This window comes from Actinokineospora guangxiensis (genome assembly GCF_042657845.1).
Lineage (GTDB): Bacteria > Actinomycetota > Actinomycetes > Mycobacteriales > Pseudonocardiaceae > Actinokineospora > Actinokineospora guangxiensis.
The window spans coordinates 42577-67368 of the sequence record NZ_JBHSKF010000006.1 but is presented as its reverse complement, the minus strand read 5'-3'; the positions used below and the strand labels follow the sequence as shown (position 1 = coordinate 67368).

Annotated in this window: 2 protein-coding genes (1 of these 2 only partly in view); both read right to left on the bottom strand. The window is 75.4% G+C overall.

Features of this window, described 5'->3' with window-relative positions:
* Positions 1–5608, bottom strand: partial view of an amino acid adenylation domain-containing protein gene (locus ACFPM7_RS14560; protein ID WP_378248094.1) — the 5' portion only. Its footprint begins 3314 nt before the window's first position; only the first 5608 of its 8922 coding nucleotides appear in the window; it begins with the start codon at positions 5606–5608; its stop codon lies off the left edge, out of view.
* Positions 5608–24792: an amino acid adenylation domain-containing protein gene (locus ACFPM7_RS14555; RefSeq protein WP_378248092.1), complete on the bottom strand. Its 19185-nt coding sequence runs from the start codon at positions 24790–24792 to the stop codon at positions 5608–5610. Before ACFPM7_RS14555 ends, ACFPM7_RS14560 begins: the two co-directional genes overlap by 1 nt.

Genomic DNA, 24792 nt, shown 5'->3' with positions numbered 1-24792 from the left:
GGACGTCCAGCCAGGCGTCGACCCGCTCGCCCGCGGTCATGGTGAGGGTCAGCGGGTAGTGGGTGGCATCCGCGCCGGTCACGCCGGACACGGCGAAGCCCGCGGCCGTCTCGGCGCGGTCGAGCGCGGCGGTGTCGATCGGGTAGCTCTCGACCACGGTGAGGGTGTCGAACAGCTCGCCGACGCCGATGGCGCGCTGGATGTCGGCCAGGCCGATGTGCTGGTGGTCGAGCACCTTGGCCTGCTCGCCCTGCACGCGCGTCAGCAGCTCGGCGACGGTCTCGGCCGGGTTCAGCCGCACCCGCACGGGCACGGTGTTGATGAACAGGCCCAGCGTGGTGTCGACGCCGTTCAGCTCGGGCGGACGGCCGGAGACGGTGGCGCCGAAGACGACGTCGGCGCGGCCGAGTCCGCGGGCCAGGGTGAGGCCCCAGGCGGTCTGCACGAGGGTGTTGATGGTGACCGCACGCGCGCGGGCGGCCTCGGCGAGGCCGTCGGGCAGCGTGACGTCGACGCGGCGGGGCAGGCCGGAGCCGGTGGCCCCGGGTGCGACGGCGGTCGGCTCGGTCACGCCGTCCAGCGCGGCGGTCCACGCCGCCTTACCGGCATCGAAGTCCTGTGTGGACAGCCAGGCGAGGAAGTCCCGGTACGGGCGCGAGCGCGGAGCCGAGCCCGCGTACGCCTCGAACAGCTCGCGCACGAGCATCGGCGTCGACCAGCCGTCGAGCAGCAGGTGGTGGTAGCCGATGAGCAGACGAACCCGGTCGGGCGCCGTGCGCGCCGCGGTGAAGCGCAGCAGCGGCGGCCTGGCGATGTCGTAGCGGGTGCGGCGGTCGGCGTCGACAAGCCGGTCCCACTCGCCGTCGGGTGCGCCGGTCAGGTCGACCTCGTGCCACGGAACGGGGACCGGCTCCGGCACGACGAGGACCGGGTCGCCGTCGGCGCGCTGGCCGACAGCCACGCGCAGCGCGTCGTGCCGGTCCAGCAGAAGCTGGGCGGCGGCGCGCAGGCGCGCGGTGTCGACGTCGCCGTGCAGTTCACACGAGAACTGGACGGTGTAGACGTCGGTCACGGTCTCGTCGTAGGCGGACAGGAACGCCAGGCCCATTTGCAGCGGCGTCGGCGTCCACACGTCCACCAGGCCCGGATGGGCGGCGACGAGGGCGTCGGTGTCGGCCTGGGTGAGGGCGGCCAGCGGGAAGTCCGACGGGGTGCGGCCGGTCGCGCCGGTGGCCGCGTGCCGGTCGAGCGCGTGCAGCGCCGCGACCCAGGCGTCGGCGAGCGCGGTGACCTCGTCCTCGCCGATGAGGGCGGCGGGCCAGGCGAACACGGCGCCGAGGCCGTCGTCGCCCGCGACCGCGTTGACCTCGATGGCGTGTCCGACGGTCAGCTCGGCGTCGGCGTCACCGCCGAGCGCGGCGGCCTCGGGTGCGCCGGTCCACGGCCGCCCGTCGGGGCCGCCCGCGAAGCGGCCGAGGTAGTTGACCAGGATCTCGGGGGTGCCGCCCGCGCGCAGCAGGCCGTGGCCGAGTCCGTCCCCGGGGACCTCGCGCAGGTGCTGCTTGACCCGCTTGAGCGCGTCCCCCGCTGCGGACCCGCCCGCACGCGCGTCGGTGGTGTCGATGCCGGCGAGGTCCAGGCGAACCGGGTGCACGGTGGTGAACCAGCCGACGGTGCGGGAGAGGTCCACCCCGGCGACCGCGTCCTCGACGCGGCCGTGGCCTTCGCGGGCGATGACCGGCGCGGTCCGCCCGGTGGTGTGCGCGGCGGCGAGGGCCATGGCGGTCATCAGCACGTCCTCGGCGCCTGCCCGGTAGGCGGCGGCGACGGGGCCGAGCAGTCGCGCGGCGACGGGCTCGGGGACAGTGACCCTCAGCGTGCGGACGGTGGCGACGGTGTCGCGGCCGGGAACGGGCGTGCGCGCCTCGGCATCCACGGCGGACTCCCAGTGCGCGCGCTCGGCCGCGCGGTCCAGCGCCGCCAGGCCGCGCGCCCAGGTGCGGAAGGACGTCGGCACCGGCGGCAGCGCCACGGCCCGGCCCGCCGCGAGGGCGGCGTCGGCCGCGGCCAGGTCCTCCACCAGGACGCGCCAGGAGACGCCGTCCACGGCGAGGTGGTGGACGATGACGAGCACGCGCTCCAGGTCGGGGAACCACACGACCCTGACCAGCTCGCCCGCCGCCGGGTCCAGTTCGCGGTAGGCACGGGCGGCTTCCTCGGCCAGCGCCCCTTCGGCGCGCCGGACGGAGACGCGCAGGTCGGTGCGCACCTCAAGGACGTCGCCCGCGAGCCGGGCGCGCAGCATCTCGTGAGTATCCACAAGACACTGGACGGCGGCGGTGAGCCGGTCCTCGGTGAGGTCCGCTGGTGCGATGAGCAGACGTGCCTGGGCGACGCGGCCGATCGGGCCGCCGCGCTCCAGCAGGTCGCGCATGATCGGAGTGAGCGGAATCGGGCCGCCGTCGTCGGCCGGGGCGGCAGCGGGCGCGGGCGGCTCGGCGGCGGCCTCGGCGATGCGGGTGACCGTGCGGCGCTCGAACACCACGCGCGGGCTGATCGCCAGGCCTTCGGCGCGGGCGCGGGAGACGAGCTGGATGGCGATGATGCTGTCGCCGCCGAGGGCGAAGAAGTCGTCGTCCACACCGACCGACGGCAGGCCGAGCACCTCGGCGGTGAGCCGGGCCAGCGCGGCCTCGGTCTCGGTCTCGGGGGCGCGCTCGGTCGTCAGGCCCGCGAAGTCCGGTGCGGGCAGGGCGGCCCGGTCGGTCTTGCCGTTGGCGGTCAGCGGGATGCGCTCCAGCACGACGACGGCGGAGGGCACCATGTGCTCGGGCAGGGCGGCGGCGGCCCGCGCGCGGACCTCCGCGCCGGTCACGTCACCGGTCACATAGCCGACGAGCCGGACGACTCCCGGCTGGTCCTGCCGCGCGACGACGACGGCCTCACCGACGCCCGGCTGGGCGGCCAGGGCGGCCTCGATCTCGCCGGGCTCGATGCGGAACCCGCGCACCTTGACCTGCGCGTCGGATCGTCCCCGGTACTCCAGCGTCCCGTCGGTGTGGCGGACGGCGAGGTCGCCGGTGCGGTAGAGCCGGTCCCCCGCGCCGCCGAACGGGTCGGCGACGAACCGGGTGGCGGTGAGCGCGGCGCGGCCGAGGTAGCCATCAGCCAGGCCTTCGCCGGCGACGTACAGCTCGCCGACGACGCCGGGCGCTGCGGGCGAGAGGCCGGTGTCGAGCACGTAGGCGCGCAGATCCGGGATGGGCACACCGACGCCGGAGAGGCCCTGCTTGGTGTCCTCGCGAGTCAGGGGGTGGTAGGTGACGTGCACGGTGGTTTCGGTGATGCCGTACATGTTCACCAGGCGGGGCGCGGTCTCGTGGCGGTCGTACCAGCCCGCGAGGGTGCGCGGGTCCAGCGCCTCGCCGCCGAAGACGACCTCGCGCAGGGCCAGGTCGGTGCCGCCTGCGGCGGCGTCGGCCGCGTCGAGCTGGCGGAAGGCCGACGGGGTCTGGTTGAGGACCGTGACCCGCTCGCGCGCGAGCAGCTCAAGGAAGGCCTCGGGCGAGCGGCTGGTCTGGTGGTCGACCACGACCAGCGAACCGCCGCGCAGCAGGGCTCCCCACAGCTCCCACACGGAGAAGTCGAAGGCGTAGGAGTGGAACAGGGTCCACACGTCGTCGGGGCCGAAGCCGAACCAGTGGTCGGTCGCCGAGAGCAGCCTGCTCACGTTCTTGTGCGGCACCACGACGCCCTTCGGCGTTCCGGTGGAGCCGGAGGTGTAGATGATGTAGGCGGGGTGATCGGCGGTGAGCGTGGGCGTCCGGCCCCCCGCCGCCAGGTTATGGGGTGGCGGCTGAACGGGGCCAGGTCCGTGCTCGGGGTGTGGATAGGTGACGGTGGGGATGGTGTCGCCGGAGGTCGTGGGGTCGTTGGTGATGAGCAGGGCGGGGGTGGCGTCGGCCAGCATGAAGTCCAGGCGGGGCTTCGGGTAGCCGGGGTCCAGGGGGAGGTAGGCGGCGCCTGACTTGAGGACGGCCAGGACAGCGACGACCAGGTCCGCGCCGCGGGGGAGGCTGATGGCGACGACGGTGCCGGGGGCCGCGCCACGGGAGGCCAGGGTTGCGGCGAGGGCGGTGGCGCGGGTGTCCAGTTCGGCGTAGGTCAGGCGCTCGTCGGGGGCGATCAGGGCAACGGCGTCGGGGCGGGCGGCGACCTGGTCGGCGAACAGGTCGGGGATCGTGCGGGGTTCGGGTGCCGGTGGGGCGGGTGGGGTGCAGTCGGTGAGGACTGCCTGGCGCTCTTCTGCGGACAGGCCGTCGACGCGGGCGACGGGGGTGGCCGGGTCGCCGGTGAGGCCGGTCAGGACCCGGGTCAGGCGGGCGCCCAGGGCATCCGGGTCGACCAGGCCGGGGCGGTACTTGAGGAGGAGTTCGGGCACCGCGCCGCCGGTGACGACGAGGGTCGCCGGGTAGTGGGTGGCGTCGAGGGTCTGGCCGGTGGCGACGCGCAGGCCGCTGGACTGCTCGGCGCCCGCGAGCGCCTCGGTGTCGACGTGGTAGGTCTCGACGACGGTCAGGGTGTCGAACAGCTCGCCGATGCCGACGGCGCGCTGGATGTCGGCGAGGCCGAGGTGCTGGTGGTCCATCAGCCTGGCCTGCTCGGACTGCACCCGGCGCAGCAGCTCGCCGACCGGCTCCCCCGGCCGAAGTCCGACGCGCACCGGCACCGTGTTGATGAACAGGCCGATCATCGAGTCCACGCCCGCCAGCTCCGGTGGGCGGCCGGACACGGTCGTGCCGAACACGACGTCGTCGCGGCCCAGGGTCTTCGACAGCAGCAGCGCCCACGCCGCCTGCACGACGGTGTTCACCGTGACGCCCAGCGTGCGGGCGGTGCCCGCGACCGCCGCCGGGAGACCGTCGGGCAGCTCGACGCGGCACTGCGAGGCCGAGCCCGCGGGGTCGGCCCCGGGCGCGAGGAGGGTCGGCTCGGTGACTCCCGACAGCGCGTCGGCCCACGAGGAGCGGGCCAGCTCGACGTCGCGGGACCGCAGCCAGGTCAGGTAGTCCTTGTACGGCCGCACGGCAGGGAGGGCGGACGCGTCGCCGTCCGCAGCGTAGAGGGCGAACAGCTCGCGCGCGACCAGCGGCAGTGACCAGCCGTCCAGCAGGGCGTGGTGGAAGGTCATCAGCAACCGGTGCCTGTCCTCGCCGACGCGCAGCAGCGCCATGCGCAGCAGCGGCGGCGTGGCCGGGTCGAAACCGGTGGTCCGGTCGTCGGCGAGCAGCGCCTCCCAGTCGGCCGGGTCCGCGTCGGCCTCCCGCCACGGCAGCTCCACCGACCACGGCACGGGCGCGACCAGCTCGCCGTTCTTGCGGCGGCGGAAGCACGCGCGCAGCGTGGTGTGCCGGTCGAGCAGCGCCTGCGCGGCGGCGCGCAGCCGGGCCGGGTCCAGCGCGCCGTCGAGTTCGAGCGCGAACTGCACCAGGTACGGGTCGGGCTCGTCGCCGTCGGAGAACTCGGCGAACTCGCTGTGGAACAGCAGGCCTCGCTGCAGGGGCGAGAGCGGCAGGACGTCTTCCAGTCCGGACTTGCGCGTGTTCACTAGCTCCACTCCGACTCGAACTCATCGAGTTCGTCTTGGGACAGGTCGCTGAAGGTCAGGTCCGACGGGGTGTGCCCGCCCGCGCCGTCGCCGGAGGCGTGTCGGACCAGCGCGGTGAGGGCGGCGGTCCACGCCTCGGCGATGGCGCGGACCCGCGCCTCGTCGGCGGCGTCGGCGCCCCACGCCCACGTCGCGGTGAGGGTCGGGCCGTCGGGTCCGTCCACGGCGACCGCGTTGACCTGGGCGGCGTGCGAGATGGGCAGGTCGGGGTCGACGGCCCCGCCCAGTCCGGAGGTGGGCGACCACGGGCCCTCGCCCGGGGCTCCCGCGCGCCCGAGGTAGTTCACCAGCAGGTCGCGGACCGGCCCGGCGGGCACGCCCGAGCCGGTGTCCAGATGCCGGAGCACGCCGTAGCCGATGCCGTTGTCGGGCGCGGCCCGCAGGTGCTCCTTGACGAGCTTGACCGCGGCCCCGGCCGCCTCGCCGCCCGCGAGGGCGTCGGCGACGTCGATCCCGCCGAGGTCGAGGTTGGCCGGGTAGACGCTGGTGAACCAGCCGACGGTGCGGGTCAGGTCCGTGCCCGCCACGGCGGCGTCCTCGCGGCCGTGGCCCTCGACGTCGACCGTCCACGCGCCGGGCCCGCGCACGGAGGCGACCGCGACGGCCAGCCCGGCGAGCAGCACGTCGTGCACGCCCGCGTGGAACATCTCCGGCACGGTCGTCAGCAGCGGGCCGGTGATCTCCGGCGGCAGGGCGGTGGTGAGGTCGCGGCCGGTGCGCGCGGTGTCGCGGGCCGGGTCCAGCGGCCGGTCGGAGACGACGCCGCCCGCCGCGTCGGCCAGCCAGGCCCAGCGCGGCAGCTCGGCGCGGCGGTCGGCGGTCGCCAGGCCCAGCGCCCACCGCCGGAACGACGTGGGCACCGGCTGCGGCTTCTCCCCCGCGTACGCGGCGGCGAGGTCGCCGAGCAGGACGTGCCAGGAGACGCCGTCCACGGCGAAGTGGTGGATCACGACGAGCACCCGCCGCTCGCTCCACACCACCCGCACCAGGTCACCGGTCGCCGGGTCGAGTTCGGCGAGGGCGGCCGGGCCCTCGGCGGCCGGGTCGTCGGCGCGGCGGACGACCCGGGCCGCGTCGAGAGAGCCGGGCGGCGGCACGTCGAGCCCGCCGTCGACCAGCCTGGCCCTGAGCAGGTCGTGGGTGTCGAGGACGACCCGCACGGCGGCGACCAGCCTGCCCTCGTCGATGCCGGGCGGCGCGACGAGCAGCTGCGACTGCGCGACCCGGCCGATCGGCCCGCCGCGCTCGACCAGCTCGCGCGCCACCGGCAGCAGCGGGACCTGCCCGAGCGCGGTGCCGGGCGCTTCGGCGGCGTCCCCGGTGTCGGGGGCGGCGACGAGGGCGAGCCCGGCGACGGTGCGCCGCTCGAACACGTCGCGCGGGGTGAACCGCAGCCCGGCGGCACGCGCGCGGCCGACGAGCTGGATGGCGACGATGCTGTCGCCGCCGAGGACGAAGAAGTCGTCGTCGGCGCCGACCGACGGCAGCCCGAGGACGTCGGCGACCAGTCCGGCGATGACCTCTTCCCGATCGGTTTCCGCGGCGCGGCTCCCCGCCTTGGCGGCGAAGTCCGGGGCGGGCAGCGCCTTGCGGTCGGCCTTGCCGCTGGGGGTCAGCGGCAGTGCGCCGAGCACGACGACCGCGGCGGGCACCAGGTGCTCCGGCCGGGTCAGCGCCAGGTGCTCGCGCACGGCGTCGGGGTCGACGTCGCCGACGACGTAGCCGATCAGCCGGTCGTCGCGCACGGTGGCGACGGCTTCCCTGACACCGTCCACCGCGGACAGCGAGGACTCGATCTCGCCGAGTTCGATGCGGAAGCCGCGCAGCTTGATCTGGTCGTCGACACGTCCGGCGTACTCGACCACGCCGTCGACGCGGCGGCCGAGGTCGCCGGTGCGGTAAAGGCGTTCGCCGGGGTGGAACGGGTCGGCGACGAAGCGGGAGGCGGTCAGGGCGGCGCGGTCGTGGTAGCCCCAGGCGAGCTGGGGACCCGCCAGGTACAGCTCGCCGGTCACGCCGTCGGGGACCGGCCGCAGGAACCGGTCGAGCACGTGGACCCTGGTGTTCCAGACCGGCCTGCCGATCGGCACGGTCGGCGACTCCTTGGCGACCTGGATCGCGGTGACGTCGACGGAGGCTTCGGTCGGGCCGTAGAGGTTGTGCAGCTCCGCGCCGCACAGCGCGGTGAACTCCTCGCGCAGGTCCGGCGGCAGCGCCTCGCCCGAGCAGAGCACCCGCCGCAGAGACGGCACGGGCCGGTAGTCGGAGAGGAAGGCACGCAGCATCGACGGAACGAAGTGGATGGTCGACACCGCGTGCCGCTCGATCACCTCAGCCAAGTACGCCGGGTCCTTGTGGCCGCCCGGCTTTGCGAACACCAGCGTGGCACCCGTGACGAGAGGCCAGAAGAACTCCCACACCGACACATCGAAACTCGCCGGGGTCTTCTGCAATACCCGCTCACCCGGCTCCAGCCGGTACTCGTCCTGCATCCACAGCAACCGGTTCACGATGCCCGACTGCGGCACCACGACACCCTTGGGCCGACCGGTCGACCCGGACGTGTAGATCACGTACGCGGCCCGGTCGCCGCTGACGACCTCGCGCACCGGCTCGCCTGAAGGCAGGTCGGCGGACTCGACCACATGCGCGGGCAGCGAGTCCTCCACCATCAGCGCCAGCCGCTCAGCCGGGTAGTCCGGGTCCAGCGGCAGGTAGGCGGCACCGACGCGCTGAGCGGCGAGCATGGCGACGATCTGCGCGGCGGAGCGGTCCAGCCGGACGCCGACCACCGAGCCGAGGCCGACACCGCGCTCGCGCAGAGCACCGGCGAACGACGCGACCCGCTCGTCCAGCTCCGCGTAGGTCAGCGACTCCACACCGTCGACCACCACGGCGACCGCCTCCGGCCGCAGCCGCACCTGCTCGGCCACCAGTTCCGGCAGCGTCGTCGCGGGCACGTCGACCACCGCGCCCTGGTCCGCGTCCCCGGCGCCCGCGGCGGGCAGGGCGCCCACCAGACGGTCCGCGTCGGCGGCCAGGTCGGCCAGCACCGCCGTGAAGCGGTGCAGGATCGCGCGCGCCTCGTCGTCGGTGAACAGGTCGGGGCGGTGTCGCAGCGTCGCCGCCACACCCGGCTGCACCAGCAGCGTCAGCGGGTAGTGGGTGGCGTCGCGGCCCTCGACCTCGGTGACGGTCAGACCGGCGGCGGACTGGGCGCGGCCGAGTCCCTCGGTGTCGACGGGGTAGCTCTCGAACACCGTCAGCGTGTCGAACAGCTCGCCGATGCCCGCCGCGCGCTGGATGTCGGCCAGGCCGACGTGCTGATGGTCCAGCAGCGCGCTCTGCTCGCCGTGCAGGCGGTTCAGCAGGGCGGAGACCGATTCGGCCGGGTCGATCCGAACGCGGACCGGGACCGTGTTGATGAACAGGCCGATCATCGACTCCGCGCCCGGCAGGTCCTCCGGCCTGCCGGACACCGTCGAGCCGAAGACGACGTCGGTGCGGCCGGTGCGCTCGAACAGCACCATCGCCCACGCGGCCTGCACCAGCGCGTTGGCGGTGACGCCGTGCGCCCGGGCGGCGTCGGCCAGGTTCTCCGGCAGCGGCGCGTGCAGGGTGCCGGGCAGCACGCCCGTGCGGGGCGCGCCCGGGGCGATCAGCGTCGGCTCGTCCAGGCAGGCGAAGGCCGAGCGCCACGCCTCGGTGTCGGCGTCGCGGTCGCGGGTGGCCAGGCGGGCCAGGTGCGACTCGTAGGGGCGGACCGGGCCGGGCTCGCCGCCCGCCAGCAGGGTGAACAGCTCGTGGGCGAGCAGCGGGGTCGACCAGCCGTCCAGCAGCGCGTGGTGGTTGGTCATGACCAGCGTCGCGCGGCCGTGGCCGCGCCGGATCAGCAGGAAGCGCACCAGCGGCGCGACAGCGGGGTCGAACCGGACGGCGCGGTCGGCGGCGATCGCCGCGTCGGCCTCCGCACCTGCCAGGTCGAGTTCCCGCCACGGCACCTCGACCCGCTCGGGGACGACCTGCACCGTGCGGCCGGTGGACAGCGCGGGGAAGCAGGCGCGCAGGTTGGGGTGGCGGTCCAGCAGACGTTGCGCGGCGGCGCGCAGGGCGGGGCCGTCGATCTCGCCGCTGAGCGAGAGCACCAACTGCGTGGTGTAGACGTCCATCCCGGCGTCGTCGAAGCGGGAGAGGAACAGCAGCCCCTCCTGCAGCGGGGCGACCGGCCAGACGGCGACGGCGGTCGAGTGGGCGGCGTCGATCTCATCGACCTCGCTCTGGTTCAGCCCGGCCAGCGGCCAGTCCGAGGGGGTGTGCCCGCCCGCGCCCGGCCGCTCGGCCAGGTCGGCGAGGTCGGCCACCGCGCTCAGCCAGGCGTCGGCCAGGTCGCGCACGGTGCTCTCGGCGACGGCCTCGCCCGCCCAGGAGAAGTGCGCGGTGAGCGCGGGCCCGTCGGGGGTCTCCTCGGCGAGGATGTTGAGCGCGACCGCGTGGCTGACCGGCATGCCCTGGTCCGCGCCACCGCCGAGCGCGGCGGCCTCCGGCGCGGCAGACCAGTCGCCAGCCTCGCCGACGCCGATCCGGCCGAGGTAGTTGACCAGCAGGTCGCGGGCCGGGACGTCGAGGTCGAGCACACCGAACCCGATGCCGTCGTCGGGCAGCGAGCGCAGGTGCTCCTTGACCGCGCGCAGCGTGTCGGCCGGGTCGTCGGCGGGGGTCAGGCGGACCGGGACGACGCTGGTGAACCAGCCGACGGTGCCGGTCGGGTCGAGGCCGGGGGCCAGGTCGGGGACCCGGCCGTGGCGCTCCAGGTCGACGGTGACGGCCGCGCCCCTGGCGTGGGCGACGGCGGTCAGCAGCACCTCGTCCGGCCCGGTGCGGAAAAGCGCGGGCAGCGTGGTGAGCAGGGCACGGGTGCGCTCTGCGGACACGGTCACCGTGTGCGTCCCGGCGGTGGCGACGGTGTCGATGGCCGGGTCGAGCAGGCGGTGCGCCAGGCGCGGCCCGGGATCACCGGTGATCTCCCGCCAGAACGGCTCCTCGGCCGAGCGGTCGGTCTCGGCGAGCGCCGCGGCCCACGCCCGGAACGGCGCGGTCGAGGGCTGCGGCGTCGCGCCCGAGGTCGCGGCGGCGAGCGCGGGCACGAGCACGCGCCAGGAGACGCCGTCGACCACGAGGTGGTGCACGGCCAGCAGCAGCCTGCCGGGCTCGGCGGGACCGCGGTCGAACCACACGGCGCTGACCATGGTCCCGGCTCGCGGGTCGAGGGCGGCGGTGGCGCGGTCGTGGCCGTCGGCGAGCAGATCCGTCCACAGCAGACCCTCGCCGCCGGGCGGCAGGAGCAGCCCGTCGGAGCTGGGCAGACCGGTCGCCGCCTTGGCGTCGGTGGCCAGGAGCCCGGTGGCGTCGATGCGCTGGAGCACGGCGTCGGCGCCGGGCGGCGGGACGTGCAGGCGGCCGTCGGCGAGGCGGGCGCGCAGGATGGCGTGGGTGTCGAGCAGGGCGCGCAGCCCGGCGGCGAGCGTGTCCGCGGTGAGCCCGGCCGGGGTGGTGAGAACCCTGGTCTGGGCGAAGCGGCCGATCGGGCCGCCGCGGGAGAGCAGCTCGCGCATGACCGGGGTGAGCGCGACGTCGCCGGTGTCGGTGTGCGCGACGGGCGCGGCCTCGACCGCGCCGAACTCGGCGGACTCGGCGAGCGCGGCGATGGTGCGCGCCTCGAACACCTGGCGGGTGCTGATCCGGACGCCCTTCGCGCGGGCGCGGGCGACCAGCTGCATGGAGACGATGCTGTCGCCGCCGAGGGCGAAGAAGTTGTCGTCCACGCCGACGGAGTCCAGGCCGAGGGCGCCCGCGACCAGATCGGCCACCGCGGCCTCGGCGGGGGTGCGCGGCGCGAGGCCCGCCGGGCGGGCGGCCCGGACGGGCTCGGGCAGCGCGGCGCGGTCTACCTTGCCGTTGACGGTAACCGGCATGGCGTCGAGCAGCACGATCGCCGAGGGCACCATGTAGTCGGCGAGGACGCCGCGCGACCACTCCGTCAGCTCGTCGGCGGTGAGCGGACCATCCGGGACGACATACCCGACGAGGTGATCGCCCCCGGTGCGGCGCACGACGACGGCCGCGCGGCGGACGGCCGGGTGCCGCGCGAGGACGGCCTCGACCTCTTCCAGCTCCAGGCGCATGCCGCGGATCTTGACCTGGTTGTCGGCGCGGCCGACGAAGTCCAGCGTGCCGTCCGGCGCCCAGCGCGCCAGGTCGCCGGTGCGGTAGAGCCGCGAGCCGGGCGGACCGAACGGGTCGGCGACGAACCGCGCCGCCGTCAGCGCGGGCGCGGTGACATAGCCGCGCCCGAGCAGGTGGCCCGCCGCGTACAGCTCCCCCGCGACCCCGACCGGCACCGGCTTCAGGTGCTCGTCCAGCACGTACAGGCGGGTGTTCGGGTTGGGTCCGCCGATGGAGGTGGCGATGCGGTCGGCGTCGTCGCGGTAGACCACGTGCGAGACACCGATGGTCGCCTCGGCGGGCCCGTAGCCGTGGTACATCGTGCTGTCCAGCCGCGCGCGGAAGCGCGCGAACAGCTCCGGGGTCAGCACCTCGCCGCCGCACCACACGTGCTTGAGCCCAGCCAGCGCCCCCGGCTCGACCGCAGCGGCGAGCAACGCGTCCAGCACCGACGACGGCAGGTACGCGAAGGTCACCCCGGCGCTGTCGATCAGGTCCAACAGGTACAGCGGGTCCCGCTCGCCCCCCGGCCTCGCCACGACGACCCGGCCACCGTGCACCAGCGGCAGGAAGATCTCGTTGACTGAGATGTCGAACGCCAACGGCGCCTTGAACAGCGTCGCGTCGTCGGCCCCGAACCCGAGCAGCCCCTCCTGCCAGCACAGCCGGGCCGCGATGGCCTCGTGCCGGATCATCGCCCCCTTGGGCTTGCCGGTGGACCCCGACGTGAAGATCACGTACGCCAGCCCGGCCCCGTCCACCCGAACCTCGGGCGCGTCCACGGCCTCCGCCGCGGAGTCCAGGTCCACCTCCACAACGGGCACCGAGTTGTCCCCAGCCCCCACAACTCCCGTGGCCGCGGCACTTCCGCCCTCGATAACCTGGCGGCGGGGGGCCGGACGCCCAGGCACCATGGCCGCCACCGCTCCCGAGTCGGCGAGCACCCGCGCCCGCCGCTCGGCGGGCCACTCCGGGTCCACGGGCACGAACGCCCCACCGGCCCGCAGCACGGCCACCAGCGCCACGACCATCTCCGCGCCGCGCGGCAGCGCGATCCCGACGACCCGCTCCGGCCCGACCCCCAGGGCCACCAGGTCAACGGCCAGCCGCGCGCTGCGCCGGTCGAGTTCCCCGTAGGTGAGGACCCGATCGCCGTCCACGATGGCCGGAGCGTCCGGCGCGGCGGTCATCCGCGCGTTCAGCAGGCCGGTCAGCGTCCGCGTCGGCTCCTCGACGGCGGTGTCCACGAACGTGGACAGCAGAGTCTGCCGCTCGTCCTCGCCCAACAGGTCGAGCGATCCCACCGCGCGACCCGCATCGGCCGCCAGAGCGGCCAGCGCCGCCCCGAGCCGCGCCGCCAGCTCCGCCGCCCGCGCGGGGGCTCGGTGCCGGACCCGCAGGTCGAACTCCGCGCCCGGCGTCGCGACGAGCGCCACCGGGTAGTGCGTCGCGTCGTGCCCGCTCACCCCGGTCAGCCGCAGCCCGGCCGCGGCCTCGGCGGCCCGGTTGGCGTCGGCGTCGATCGGGTAGCTCTCGAACACGGTGAGCGTGTCGAACAGCTCCCCGGCCCCGGCCGCCCGCTGGATCTCGGCCAGCCCCAGGTTCTCGTGGTCGATGAGCCGCGCCTGCTCGGCCTGCACGCGCGCCAGCAGCCCGGCCAGGCTCTCCCGCGCGTCCAGCCGCACCCGCACCGGCACGGTGTTGATGAACAGCCCGATCATCGACTCCGCGCCCGCCAGGTCGGCCGGCCTGCCGGAGACGGTCGTGCCGAACACGACGTCGGTGCGCCCCAGCGACCGCGCCAGCGCCAGCCCCCACGCCGTCTGCACGACGGTGTTCACCGTCACCCGGTGCTCCCGCGCGACCGCCGCCAGGTCGAACGGCACCCCGACGGTGATCTCCCCGAGGTCGCCGTCCCCCGCGCCGACGATGGTCGGCTCGGTGAACTCGGTCAGCGCGTCGGCCCACGCCTTCGCGCCCGCCTGCCGGTCCCGCGCGGCCAGCGCCGCCAGATGCTCCTTGAACGGGCGGCGCGCGGCGGGCTCGGTCCCGGCGTAGCGCGCGAGCAGGTCGCGCACGAGCAGCGGTCCCGACCAGCCGTCGAGCACGAGGTGGTGGTTGGTGATGACCAGCCTGTGCTTGTCCTCACCGACCTTGACCAGCAGGAACCGCACCAGCGGCGGCGCGGTCAGGTCGAAGGGCTCGGCGCGGTCGGCCGCCAGCAGCGCCTCCCACGACCCGTCACCGAGGTCGACCGCGCGCACCGGCGCCGCGGCCACCGGCAGGACGACCTGCACGGGGCTGCCCGTGACGGTGAACGCGGTGCGCAGGTTGGGGTGCGCGTGCAGCAGCCCGGTGGCCGCCGACCGCAGCCGCTCGACGTCGACAGCCCCGTCCAGTTCCAGCACCAGCTGGACGGTGTACACATCGTCGCCATCCACATCGGACAGGTAGAGCAACCCGGCCTGCAGCGGCGTCAGCGGCCAGACGTCCTCCAGCGACGGGAAACGCTCGTCCAGTTCATCCACATCGGACTGGGCGAGATCGGTCAGCGGGAAGTCCGACGGGCTGTGCCCGCCGGTCGGCGCGACGACCACGGCGGCGGCGATCCCGCGCAGCGCCTCGGCCCACGCCTGGGCCAGCCCGCTCACGTCGACCCCCGCGCACGCTCCCGGCGCGGACGTCCAGCGCGCGACCAGCACCGACCCGCCCGGCCGGTCCTCGACGGCGGCGTCGACGGTGATGGCGTGGGTCAGCGGCAGACCGGGGTCCGCCGCGCCGCCGACGGCGCTCTCCCCCACCGGCTGCCAGTCCCCGCCCGCGCCGACACCGAAGCGGCCGAGGTAGTTGACGACGATCTCCGCGCCGGACGGCTCGTGCCGCAGCCCGTACCCGATCCCGTCGTCGGGCACCGCCCTGACCTGGTCCTTGACCCGCTTGAGCGCGGCGACCGGGTCGGCGGCGCCGGTGGTGTCCACCAGCAGCGGGTGCACGGCGGTGAACCAGCCGACCGTTCGGGCCAGGTCCGCGCCCGCCACCGCCTGCTCCACGCGGCCGTGGCCCTCCACGTCGACGCGGACGGCGGGACCGGCGGCCGTGGCGAGCGCGGTCAGCACCGCTTCCCGCACACCCGCGCCGAACCGCTCGGGCAGGGCGGTCAGCAGCGCCTCGGTGGTCGCGGCGTCGAAGGCGACCCGCTCGGTGACCGCACCGCCGACGGTGTCGCGCTCGGCGTCCAGCGGCAGCGTCCCGAGGGCGCGGGCCGGTCCGGTCCGGGCGCGGTGCCAGTGGTCGGCCTCGCCTTCCGGGCGGGTGTGGGCGAGCAGCGCGCGGGCCCACACGGCGAACGGCGTGCCCTCGGCCTCGGGTGCGTCGGCGGCGAGCGCGGCGGCGAGCACGCGCCAGGAGACACCGTCGACCACGAGGTGGTGCGCGGCGATCTCCAGGGTGCGGGCGGCCGGGTCGAAGCGGGCCGCCAGCATCGCGCCGGACTCGGGGTCCAGCAGTGACACCGGGTCGGCGGCGGTGAGGGCGTCGGCGGCGCGCACCGATCCGACCGCGGGGACGACGAGGTGCCCGGCGGTCCGGTCGAGCCTGGCCCGGAGCATGTGGTGCGTGTCGAGCACCCGCTGTACGCGCGCGGTCAGCTCGTCCTCTGTCAGCCCCTCGGGAGTGGCGAGGACGGTGGTCTGGGCGAAGCGGCGGATCGGACCGCCACGGCGCAGCAGGTCGCGCAGGACCGGGGTGGCCGGGACGACGCCGAGCGGGTCGCCGTCGAGGGTGTCGCCCGCGGTCGTGCCCAGCCGGGCGAGGGCGGCGACGGTGCGGTGCTCGAACACGTCGCGCGGGCGCAGGGCGAACCCGGCGGCGCGGGCGCGCGAGACGAGCTGGATGGAGACGATGCTGTCGCCGCCGAGGGCGAAGAAGTCGTCGTCCACGCCCACCGACGGCAGGCCCAGCACCTCGGCGACGACCACCGCCAGCGCGGCCTCCGCGTCGGTGGCGGGCCGGGAGTCGGTGGTCAGCTCGGCGAACTCGGGCTCGGGCAGCGCGGACCGGTCGACCTTGCCGTTGCGGGTGAGCGGCAGCGCGCCCAGCACGACCACGGCGGCCGGCGTCGCGTGCTCGGGCTCCCGCTCGGCGACCGCGGCGCGCACGGTCGTCCCGTCCACGTCGCCGGTCACATAGCCGACAAGCCTGCCACCGCGCACGGCCGCGGCGGCCGACCGCACGCCCGGCACGGCGGTGAGGGCGGCTTCGACCTCGCCGAGTTCGAGGCGGTGGCCGCGCACCTTGACTTGGTCGTCGGCGCGGCCGAGGAAGCGCAGGTTGCCGTCGCGGGTGCGCTTGACGAGGTCGCCGGTGCGGTAGAGGCGGGTGCCGCCGGGGCAGGCGACGAAGCGGGCGGCGGTCAGCGCGGGCTGGCCGCGGTAGCCGAGCGCCACCTGCGCGCCGCCCAGGTACAGCTCGCCCGCCACGTTGGTGGGCACCGGGCGCAGGCGCTCGTCCAGGACGTGCGCGGTGCTGCCCGCGACGGGGACGCCGATGTGCGGCTGGTCTCCGGAGATCGGCCCGGCGGTGACCATGACGGTCGCCTCTGTGGGGCCGTACATGACGAAGGCGCGCGCTTCCGCCGCCAGCCGCCGCCACAGGGCGGGGGGCACGGACTCGCCGCCCATCGCCAGGGCGGGCTTGTGGGGTCCGTCGAGCGCGCCCGCCTCGACGATCATGCCGATCGTCGCGGGCGTGGCCTCCACGAAGTCGATCGCCCGCTCGGCGATCAGCGCGGCGAACGCGTCGGGGTCGGTGTAGTGCTCGCGGGTGAGCAGGTGCAGCTCGTGGCCGTCGAGCATCCAGAGCAGCTGCTGCCACGACGCGTCGAAGGCGAAGGAGAAGGCGTGCGCGACGCGCAGGCGCCTGCCCAGCGGCTCGAACAGGGCGGCGCGGTTGGCGTGGAACAGCGCGGTGATCTGCCGGTGCGTGACGGCGACGCCCTTGGGGGCACCGGTCGAACCGGAGGTGTGGATGACGTAGGCGACGTCGTCGGGGTCGATCGGGCGGGCGGCGGGGGCGTGCTGCCAGTCGGCGGCCTGGTCGAGGCGGACGGTGGTGATGTCGGTGTTCCAGTCGACGCCGCTGGTGACCAGGAGGGCGGGGCGGGCGGTCTGGATCAGGGCGTCGATGCGGGGGCGCGGCTGGTCGGGATCGATGGGGAGGTAGGCGGCGCCGGACTCGATGGCGGCGAAGGCGGCGACCACGGAGTCGGCGGTGCGGGGCATCGCGACGGCGACCGCGGTGCCGGGGCCCGCGCCGAGGGAGCGCAGGTGGCCTGCGAGGGCGGTGACGCGGGTGTGGAGTTCGGCGAAGGTGAGGGTGGTGTCCTCGGCGACGATCGCGGTGGCGTGGGGGTTCTGGGTGGCTTGGGCGGCCAGGAGCGCGGTGAGGGTCCGGGGGGTGGCGGGCTGGGGCTGGTGTGGCGGCGCCGGCGTCCGGCCCCCCGCCGCCAGGTTATCGAGGGGAGGCTGATGCGAGCCAGGTGAGGTTGGGGGCTGTGGATGGGTCGGTTCGGTGGTGGGGTGGACGTCTAGGCGCAGTTCGGTGGTGGTGCGGACGTCCAGGTCGGACAGGTGCAGGGTGGGGGTGGTGGTGACGTGGTCGAGGAGGGTGGTCAGGCGTTCGGCCAGGGATTCGGCGGTTTCGCGGTCGAAGAGGGCGGTGGCGTAGTCGACGGTGAGGTCGATGCCGCCTTCGGCGCGTTCGGCGAGGGTGATGGTGAGGTCGACCTTGGCGGTGGTCAGTTCGACGGGTTCGTGGACGCCGCCGTGGTCGGGGAGGCCGGGGGCGCCGGCCGGGGCGGCGCGGTGGACCAGGAGGGTTTGGAAGAGGGGGTTGCGGCCGAGTTGGCGGGGTGGGTTGAGGGTCTCGACCAGGCGGTCGAAGGGGAGGTCCTGGTGGGCGAACGCGGCCAGGTCGGTGCTGCGGACGCGGGCGAGCAGGTCGCGGAAGGTGGGGTCGCCGGAGGTGTCGGTGCGCAGGACGAGGGTGTTGACGCAGAAGCCGATCAGGTCGTCCAGGCCTGCGTCGGTGCGGCCGGCGACCGGAGCGCCGATGGGGATGTCGGTGCCTGCGCCCAGTTTGGTGAGCAGGGCGCAGACGGCGGCGTGGCCGACCATGAACGGGGTCGCACCCGCGTCGGTGGCCAGGGCGGACAGGCGGCGGTGGGTGTCGGGGCTGATGACGGCGGTCACGCGCGCGCCCCGGTGGTCGGGGTCGGCGGGGCGGGGGCGGTCGGTGGGCAGCGGGATCTCGGCGGGGAGTCCGGCGAGGGCGTCGCTCCAGTGGGCGAGGTCGGCGGCGGTGTCGAGATCGCGCTGCCAGAGCGTGTAGTCGGCGTACTGCACGGGCAGCGGCGGGAGTTCGGGGGCGCGGCCGGCGCGGCGGGCCAGGTAGGCGGCGCCGAGGTCGGCCCACAGGGTGGGCTCGGACCACTCGTCGGCGGCGACGTGGTGCACGAGGACGAGCAGCACGGGGGTGGTCTCGGGGGTGAAGAGCCAGGCGCGCAGCGGGATCTCGCCCGCCAGGTCGAACGGGTGCTCGGCGGCCCGGCGCAGCGCGGTCGGCAGGTCGTCGGTGTCGACCACCCGCAGTTCGGGCTCGGCGGAGTCCAGCACGTGCTGGTAGGCGCGGCCGTCGTGATCGCGCAGCAGGGTGCGCAGGCTCTCGTGGCGGGCGGTGAGGTCGGCGAGCGCGGCGCGCAGGGCGGCGACGTCCACCGGGCCGATCATCCGCGCGGTGAACGGGATGTTGTAGGTCGCCGACGGGCCTTCGACGCGGTGCTGGAACCACAGGCGCTGTTGGGCGTAGGACAGCGGCGGGTGCTCGGGGCGCTGCCGCGCGCCCACCGACGGCCGGGCCGGGCGGGCGTCGGCGACCCTCGCGGCCAGTGCGGCCGGGGTGGGGGCCTCGAAGACGTCGCGCACGGACAGCTCGCCGCCGAGGGCGATCCGGGCGCGGTTGACCAGCCGGGTGGCCAGCAGGGAATGTCCGCCGAGGGCGAAGAAGTCGTCGTGCGCGCCGACGCGGTCGATGCCGAGCAGGTCGGCGTAGACGGCGCAGAGCGCGCGCTCCCCCGGCGTGGACGGCTCGGCCGAGCCCGCCGCCTCGGCGACGGGGGCGGGCAGTGCGGCGCGGTCGGCCTTGCCGCTGGGTGAGAGCGGGATCGCCGCGACTCCGGCGATCAGCGCGGGCACGAGGTGGCCGGGCAGCGTGCGGGCGAGTTCGGCGCGCAGGTCGCGGCCGTCCTGCGGCGGGCTGACCCACGCGACGAGCCGGTCGCCGCGCACGGCGGCGACAGCCTGGCGAACACCATCCACAGCGGACAGCGCTGCTTCGACCTCGCCGAGTTCGATGCGGAAGCCGCGCAGCTTGACCTGGTCGTCGGCGCGGCCCGCGTACTCGACCACGCCGTCGGCGGTCCAGCAGGCGAGGTCGCCGGTGCGGTACAGGCGCTCACCCGTTCCGGCCGGATCGGCGACGAAGCGGGTGGCGGTCAGGGCGGCGCGGTCGTGGTAGCCCCAGGCGAGCTGGGCGCCCGCGAGGTACAGCTCACCCACGACACCGACCGGCACGGGGCGCAGCGCGGCGTCGAGCACGTGCAGCCGCGTGTTCCACACCGGCCGCCCGATCGGCACCGTCGGCGAGTCGTGAGCGACCCGGATCGCGGTGACGTCGATGGAGGCCTCGGTCGGCCCGTAGAGGTTGTGCAGCTCGGCCTGGCACACGGTGAAGAACTCGTCGCGCAGGTCAGCGGGCAGCGCCTCACCCGAGCACAGCACCCGGCGCAGCGACGGCACGGGCCGGTAGTCAGCCAGGAACGCGCGCAGCATCGACGGAACGAAGTGGACAGTCGATACGGCGTGCCGCCCAATCACCTCAGCCAAGTACGCCGGGTCCTGGTGACCGCCGGGCCTGGCGAACACCAACGTCGCACCCGTGATCAGCGGCCAGAAGAACTCCCACACCGACACATCGAAACTCGCCGGAGTCTTCTGCAAGACCCGCTCACCAGGGACGAGACCGTACTCATCCTGCATCCACAGCAACCGGTTCACGATGCCCGACTGCGGCACCACGACACCCTTGGGACGGCCCGTCGACCCAGACGTGTAGATCACATACGCCGCCCGGTCACCCGGGACCGCTTCACGCACCGGCTCACCCGAGGGCAGGGCCGAGTCCACGACGAACGCGGGCCGCGAATCCTCCACCATCAGCGCCAACCGCTCAGCCGGGTAGTCCGGGTCCAGCGGCAGGTAGGCGGCACCGATCCGCTGCGCGGCCAACAGCGACACGATCAGCTCGGCGGAGCGCTCCACCCGCACCCCGACGACCGAGCCCACGCCCACGCCGCGCTCGCGCAGCGCGCCCGCGAACGACGCGACCCGCTCGTCCAGCTCCGCATAGGTCAGCGACTCCACACCGTCGACCACCACGGCGACCGCCTCCGGCCGCAGCCGCACCTGCTCGGCGAACAGCTCCGGCAGGGTCGTCGCCGCGACCTCGGCGGCAGTCGAGTTCCACGCCGCGACGGCGGTGCGCTCGGCCGGGTCGGCGATGTCGAAGGCCGAGAGCGGCGTACTCGGCTCGGCGACGGCGGCGGTGAGCAGGCGGACGAGGCGGTCGGCGAGTCGGGCGGCGGTGTCGGGGGCGTAGCGGTCGGCGGCGTACTCCAGGAATCCGGTGAGGCCGGACCCGTCGGCGCGCTCGGTGAGGTCGACGGTGAGGTCGAACTTGGCGCGGCCGGTGTGCAGCAGCTCGGCGTCGGCCGCGACGCCAGCGAACCCGTCGGCCGACGGCAGCGGCGGGTGGTAGGCGAACAGCACCTGGAACACCGGGTGCCTGCCCGCCGCGCGCTCCGGCGCGACCGCCTCCACGATCCGGTCGAACGGGGTGCCCTGGTGGTCGAAGGCGGCCAGGTCGGCGGCGCGGACGCGGCGCAGCAGTTCGGTCAGGCCGGGGGCGCCGGTCAGGTCGGTGCGCAGCGGGACCGTGTTGACGAAGAACCCGACCAGCCCGTCCAGCGACGGGTCGACCCGGCCCGCGGTCGGGGTGCCGATGACGACGTCCTCGCCCGCGCCGTGCCGGGAGAGCAGGGCGGCGATGACGGCGTGCAACACCATGAACGCGCTGGTGCCGGTGTCCGAGGCGATGTCCTGCACCGCCTTGTGCACCTCGGCCGGGATGTCGATGTCGACCGCGCCGCCGACGCGGGAGGCCCGCGCGGGCCTCGGCCGGTCGGCGCGCGGGGTCACCTCGGCGGGCGCGCCGCGCAGCGCGTCGGCCCAGAACCCCAGGCCGTCCTCGGGGCGGGCGTGCTGCCAGAGCGCGAAGTCGGCGTACTGCAGCGGCAGCGGCTCCCACTCCGGAGCCAAGCCCCGGGTGCGCGCGGTGTAGGCCGTGCCGAGGTCGGCGACCAGCGGGCCCAGCGACCACTCGTCGCCCGCGATGTGGTGCAGCACCAGCAGGAGCATGTGCTCGTCGGCGGCGACCCGGAACAGGGTGGACCGCAGCGGGGTCTCGGCGCGCAGGTCGAACGGGTGGCGCGCGGCGGCGCGAACGGCGTCAGGGTCACCGGCGGGGTCACCGGGGTACCAGTCGGCCTCAACCAGCCCGGAGCCTTCCGCCAGCACCACCTGGCGCGGCTCGCCGTCGGGGTCGGCGACCACGGTGCGCAGGATCTCGTGGCGCGCCGCGACGTCGGACAACGCCGAGCGCAGCGCCTCGGTGTCGACCTCGCCGCGCAGGCGCAGCGCCAGCGGGATGTTGTAGGTCGGGTCGGGCCCGTCCAGCTCGTGGACGAACCACAGCCGCCGCTGCGCGAACGACAGCGGCAGCACGTCCGGGCGCTGCCCCGCGGCCGGTCCGTCGCCCGCACCCGCCGTGCCGAGCAGCGGGGCCATCTCGGCCACGGTCGGCGCGTCGAAGATCGTCCGGATGGAGACGGCGACGCCCAGCTCCGCTGCCGCGCGCACGGCGAAGCGCGTGGCCAGCAGCGATGTGCCGCCCAGGGCGAAGAAGTCGTCGTCGATGCCAACCTCGCGCACGCCCAGCACGGAGCCGACGAGCCCGCACAGCGCCCGCTCGCGCGGGTTGCGCGGCGGGCGTCCGCCCGCGCCCGCCAGGTCCGGCTCGGGCAGCGCGGCGCGGTCGACCTTGCCGTTCGGGGTGAGCGGGATGTCGTCCACAGCCACCACGACCGACGGGACCATGTACTCCGGCAGCGACTCCCGGCACAGCGCCAGCAGCCCGACCGGGTCGGCCCCGCCGCTCACGTAGGCGATCAGGCGCTGCTCGGCCAGCGAGGAGCCGTGCGCGACGACGACGGCCCGCCCGACGCCGGGGTGGCGGCCGATGACGGCCTCCACCTCGCCCGGCTCGACCCGGAAGCCGCGGATCTTGACCTGGTGGTCGACGCGGCCCAGCACGTCGAGCGCGCCGTCGGGCCGGACCCTGGCGACGTCGCCGGTGCGGTACATGCGCGCGCCCGCCGGGCCGAACGGGTCGGCGGTGAAGCGCTGCGCGGTCAGGCCTGGTCGGCGGTGGTAGCCGAGGGCCAGCCCGTCGCCCGCGATGTACAGCTCGCCGGGCACACCGTCGGGGACGGGGCGCAGGGCGGCGTCGAGGACGTAGGCGGTGGTGTTGGCGATGGGCACGCCGATGTGCGGATCGGCGTCGGCCACCTCGTGGACCGTTGACCAGACGGTGGTCTCGGTGGGGCCGTACAGGTTGCTCACGCCTCGGCTGGCCCGCAGGAGGTCGCTTGCGAGGTCGGTGGGCAGCGCTTCTCCGCCCACCAGCGCGCGCACCTCGCGCACGGCGTCCGGGCGGGCCGACAGCAGCGCCTGCCACAGCGACGGGGTGGCCTGCATGACCGTCGCGCCGCTGTCGCGCAGCAGCGCGTCCAGCAGCGCCGGGTCGCGCGCGGTGTCGGAGTCGGCGATCTCGACGGCCGCCCCCGACAGCAGCGGCACGTACAGCTCCAGCGCCGAGATGTCGAAGCCGACGGTGGTGACCGCCAGCAGGACGTCGTCCTCGGTGAGGGCGAAGCGCTCGGCCATGTCGCCGAGGAAGTTCAGCAGCGCGCCGGACGGCACGACCACGCCCTTGGGCAGTCCGGTCGAGCCGGAGGTGTAGAGCACGTAGGCGGGGGCGTTCGCGGGAACCTCGACCGGGTCCAGGGGCGCGGTGCCGGTGATGAGCGCCGGGTCGAGCGAGTCCGGCCCGTGGGCGACGGTGGCGGCCGGGGCGGCGTCGGCACGCATGTGGGCCAGGCGCTCGGCCGGGAAGCCGAGGTCCAGCGGCAGGTAGGCGGCTCCGGTGGCGGAGACCGCGATGAGCGTGGCGACCAGGTCGGTTGTGCGCGGCAGCGCCACCGAGACGATGTCGCCGCGGCCGATCCCGCGCTCGCGCAGCGCGGCGGCGATCGCGCCGGAGCGGGCGACCAGTTCGGCGTAGGTCAGGGTGCCCGCACCCGCGCGGACGGCGACGCGGTCGGGGTGGCGGCGGGCCCGCTCGGCGATGGCGGCGGCCAGCGAGCGCGGCTCGGCCTGCCGGGCGGGGCCGTTCAGCGCGGGGGTGTCGGCGCGGAGGCCGAGCCTGCCCGTCGGGGTGTCGGGGTCGGCGGTGACCAGCGCTTCGAGCAGGTGGGTGTAGGCGGCGAGCTGACTGGTCAGCTCGGCGTCGGTGTGGCGGGCCGGGTTGCCGTCGAAGGTGGCGGTCAGCGCGGCGCCGCGGCCGGACAGCCCGATCGACAGGTCGTCGACGAGACCGGCGGAGATGTAGTGCGTGGTCGCGGCGGGGCCGCCGAAGTCCAGCGACGGGGTGAACGGCTTGACGTTGATCCACGGCCCGAAGAGCCGCGCGGCGGCGGGGAGCCGCAGGTCGCGGCGCAGGTCTTCGCCCCGGTAGCGCTGGTGCGCGGCGACCGCGCGCACCTCGGCGGCCACCGAGCCCAGCAGCTCGCCGACGGTCGTGCGCGGGGTCGCCGCCACGCGCAGGGGCAGCACGTTGACCGTGGTGGTCGGGATGCGCGCCGAGATCGACCCGAGCCGGGTCATCAGCGGGAGGCCGAGCACCGCCTCGTCCGCGCCGCAGGCCCGCTGAAGCAGCAGCCCCGCCGCCGCGGCGGCGGGCACGGGGGTGCCGCGCTTGGACAGCAGCGTGGCGACGGCGGGGTCGAGTTCGGCGCGGGCGCGGCGGAAACCCCGGCCGGGGGCGGCCGAGCGGGCCGGGCTGATGACCTCGGGGCGGTCGGCCATCCGCGCCAGCCACCAGTCGCGGTCCTCGGCGAACTTGGCCGCCGAGCGGTAGGCCTGCTGCTCGGCGACGAAATCCGACAGCGGCGCGAACGGTGTCGGCGCGGGCTCCTCCCCCGCGACGAGCGCGCGGTAGACGTCGGCGACGCGGCGCGCGATCAGGGCGTAGCCGTAGCCGTCGAGCAGGATGTGGTGCGCGCGCTGGTACCAGGCGACGTGCTCGGGGCCGAGCACGAAGACCACCTCGGCCGACGCGGGACCGGCCGCCAGGTCGGCGGGCTGGGCGACGTCGGCGTCCACGAACGCCGTCACGGCCGCCCACGGGTCGGGCTCGCCGCTGAGGTCCACCACCCGCACGTCGACCGGCTCGGCCCCGCGCACCTGCCACACCCGCGCCCCCTCGGCGGTGAACACCGTGCCGAGCGCGCCGGACTCCTCAGCGGCCGTCCGCACCGCGCGCACCAGCGTGGGCACGTCGACGGACCCGCGCAGCTCCACGACCTCGGCGGTGTTGTGGCCGGGGTCGCTCGGGTCGATGTGGTGGGCGTACCACAGCCCGAACTGGGCGGGGGTGAGCGGAAGGCTCAC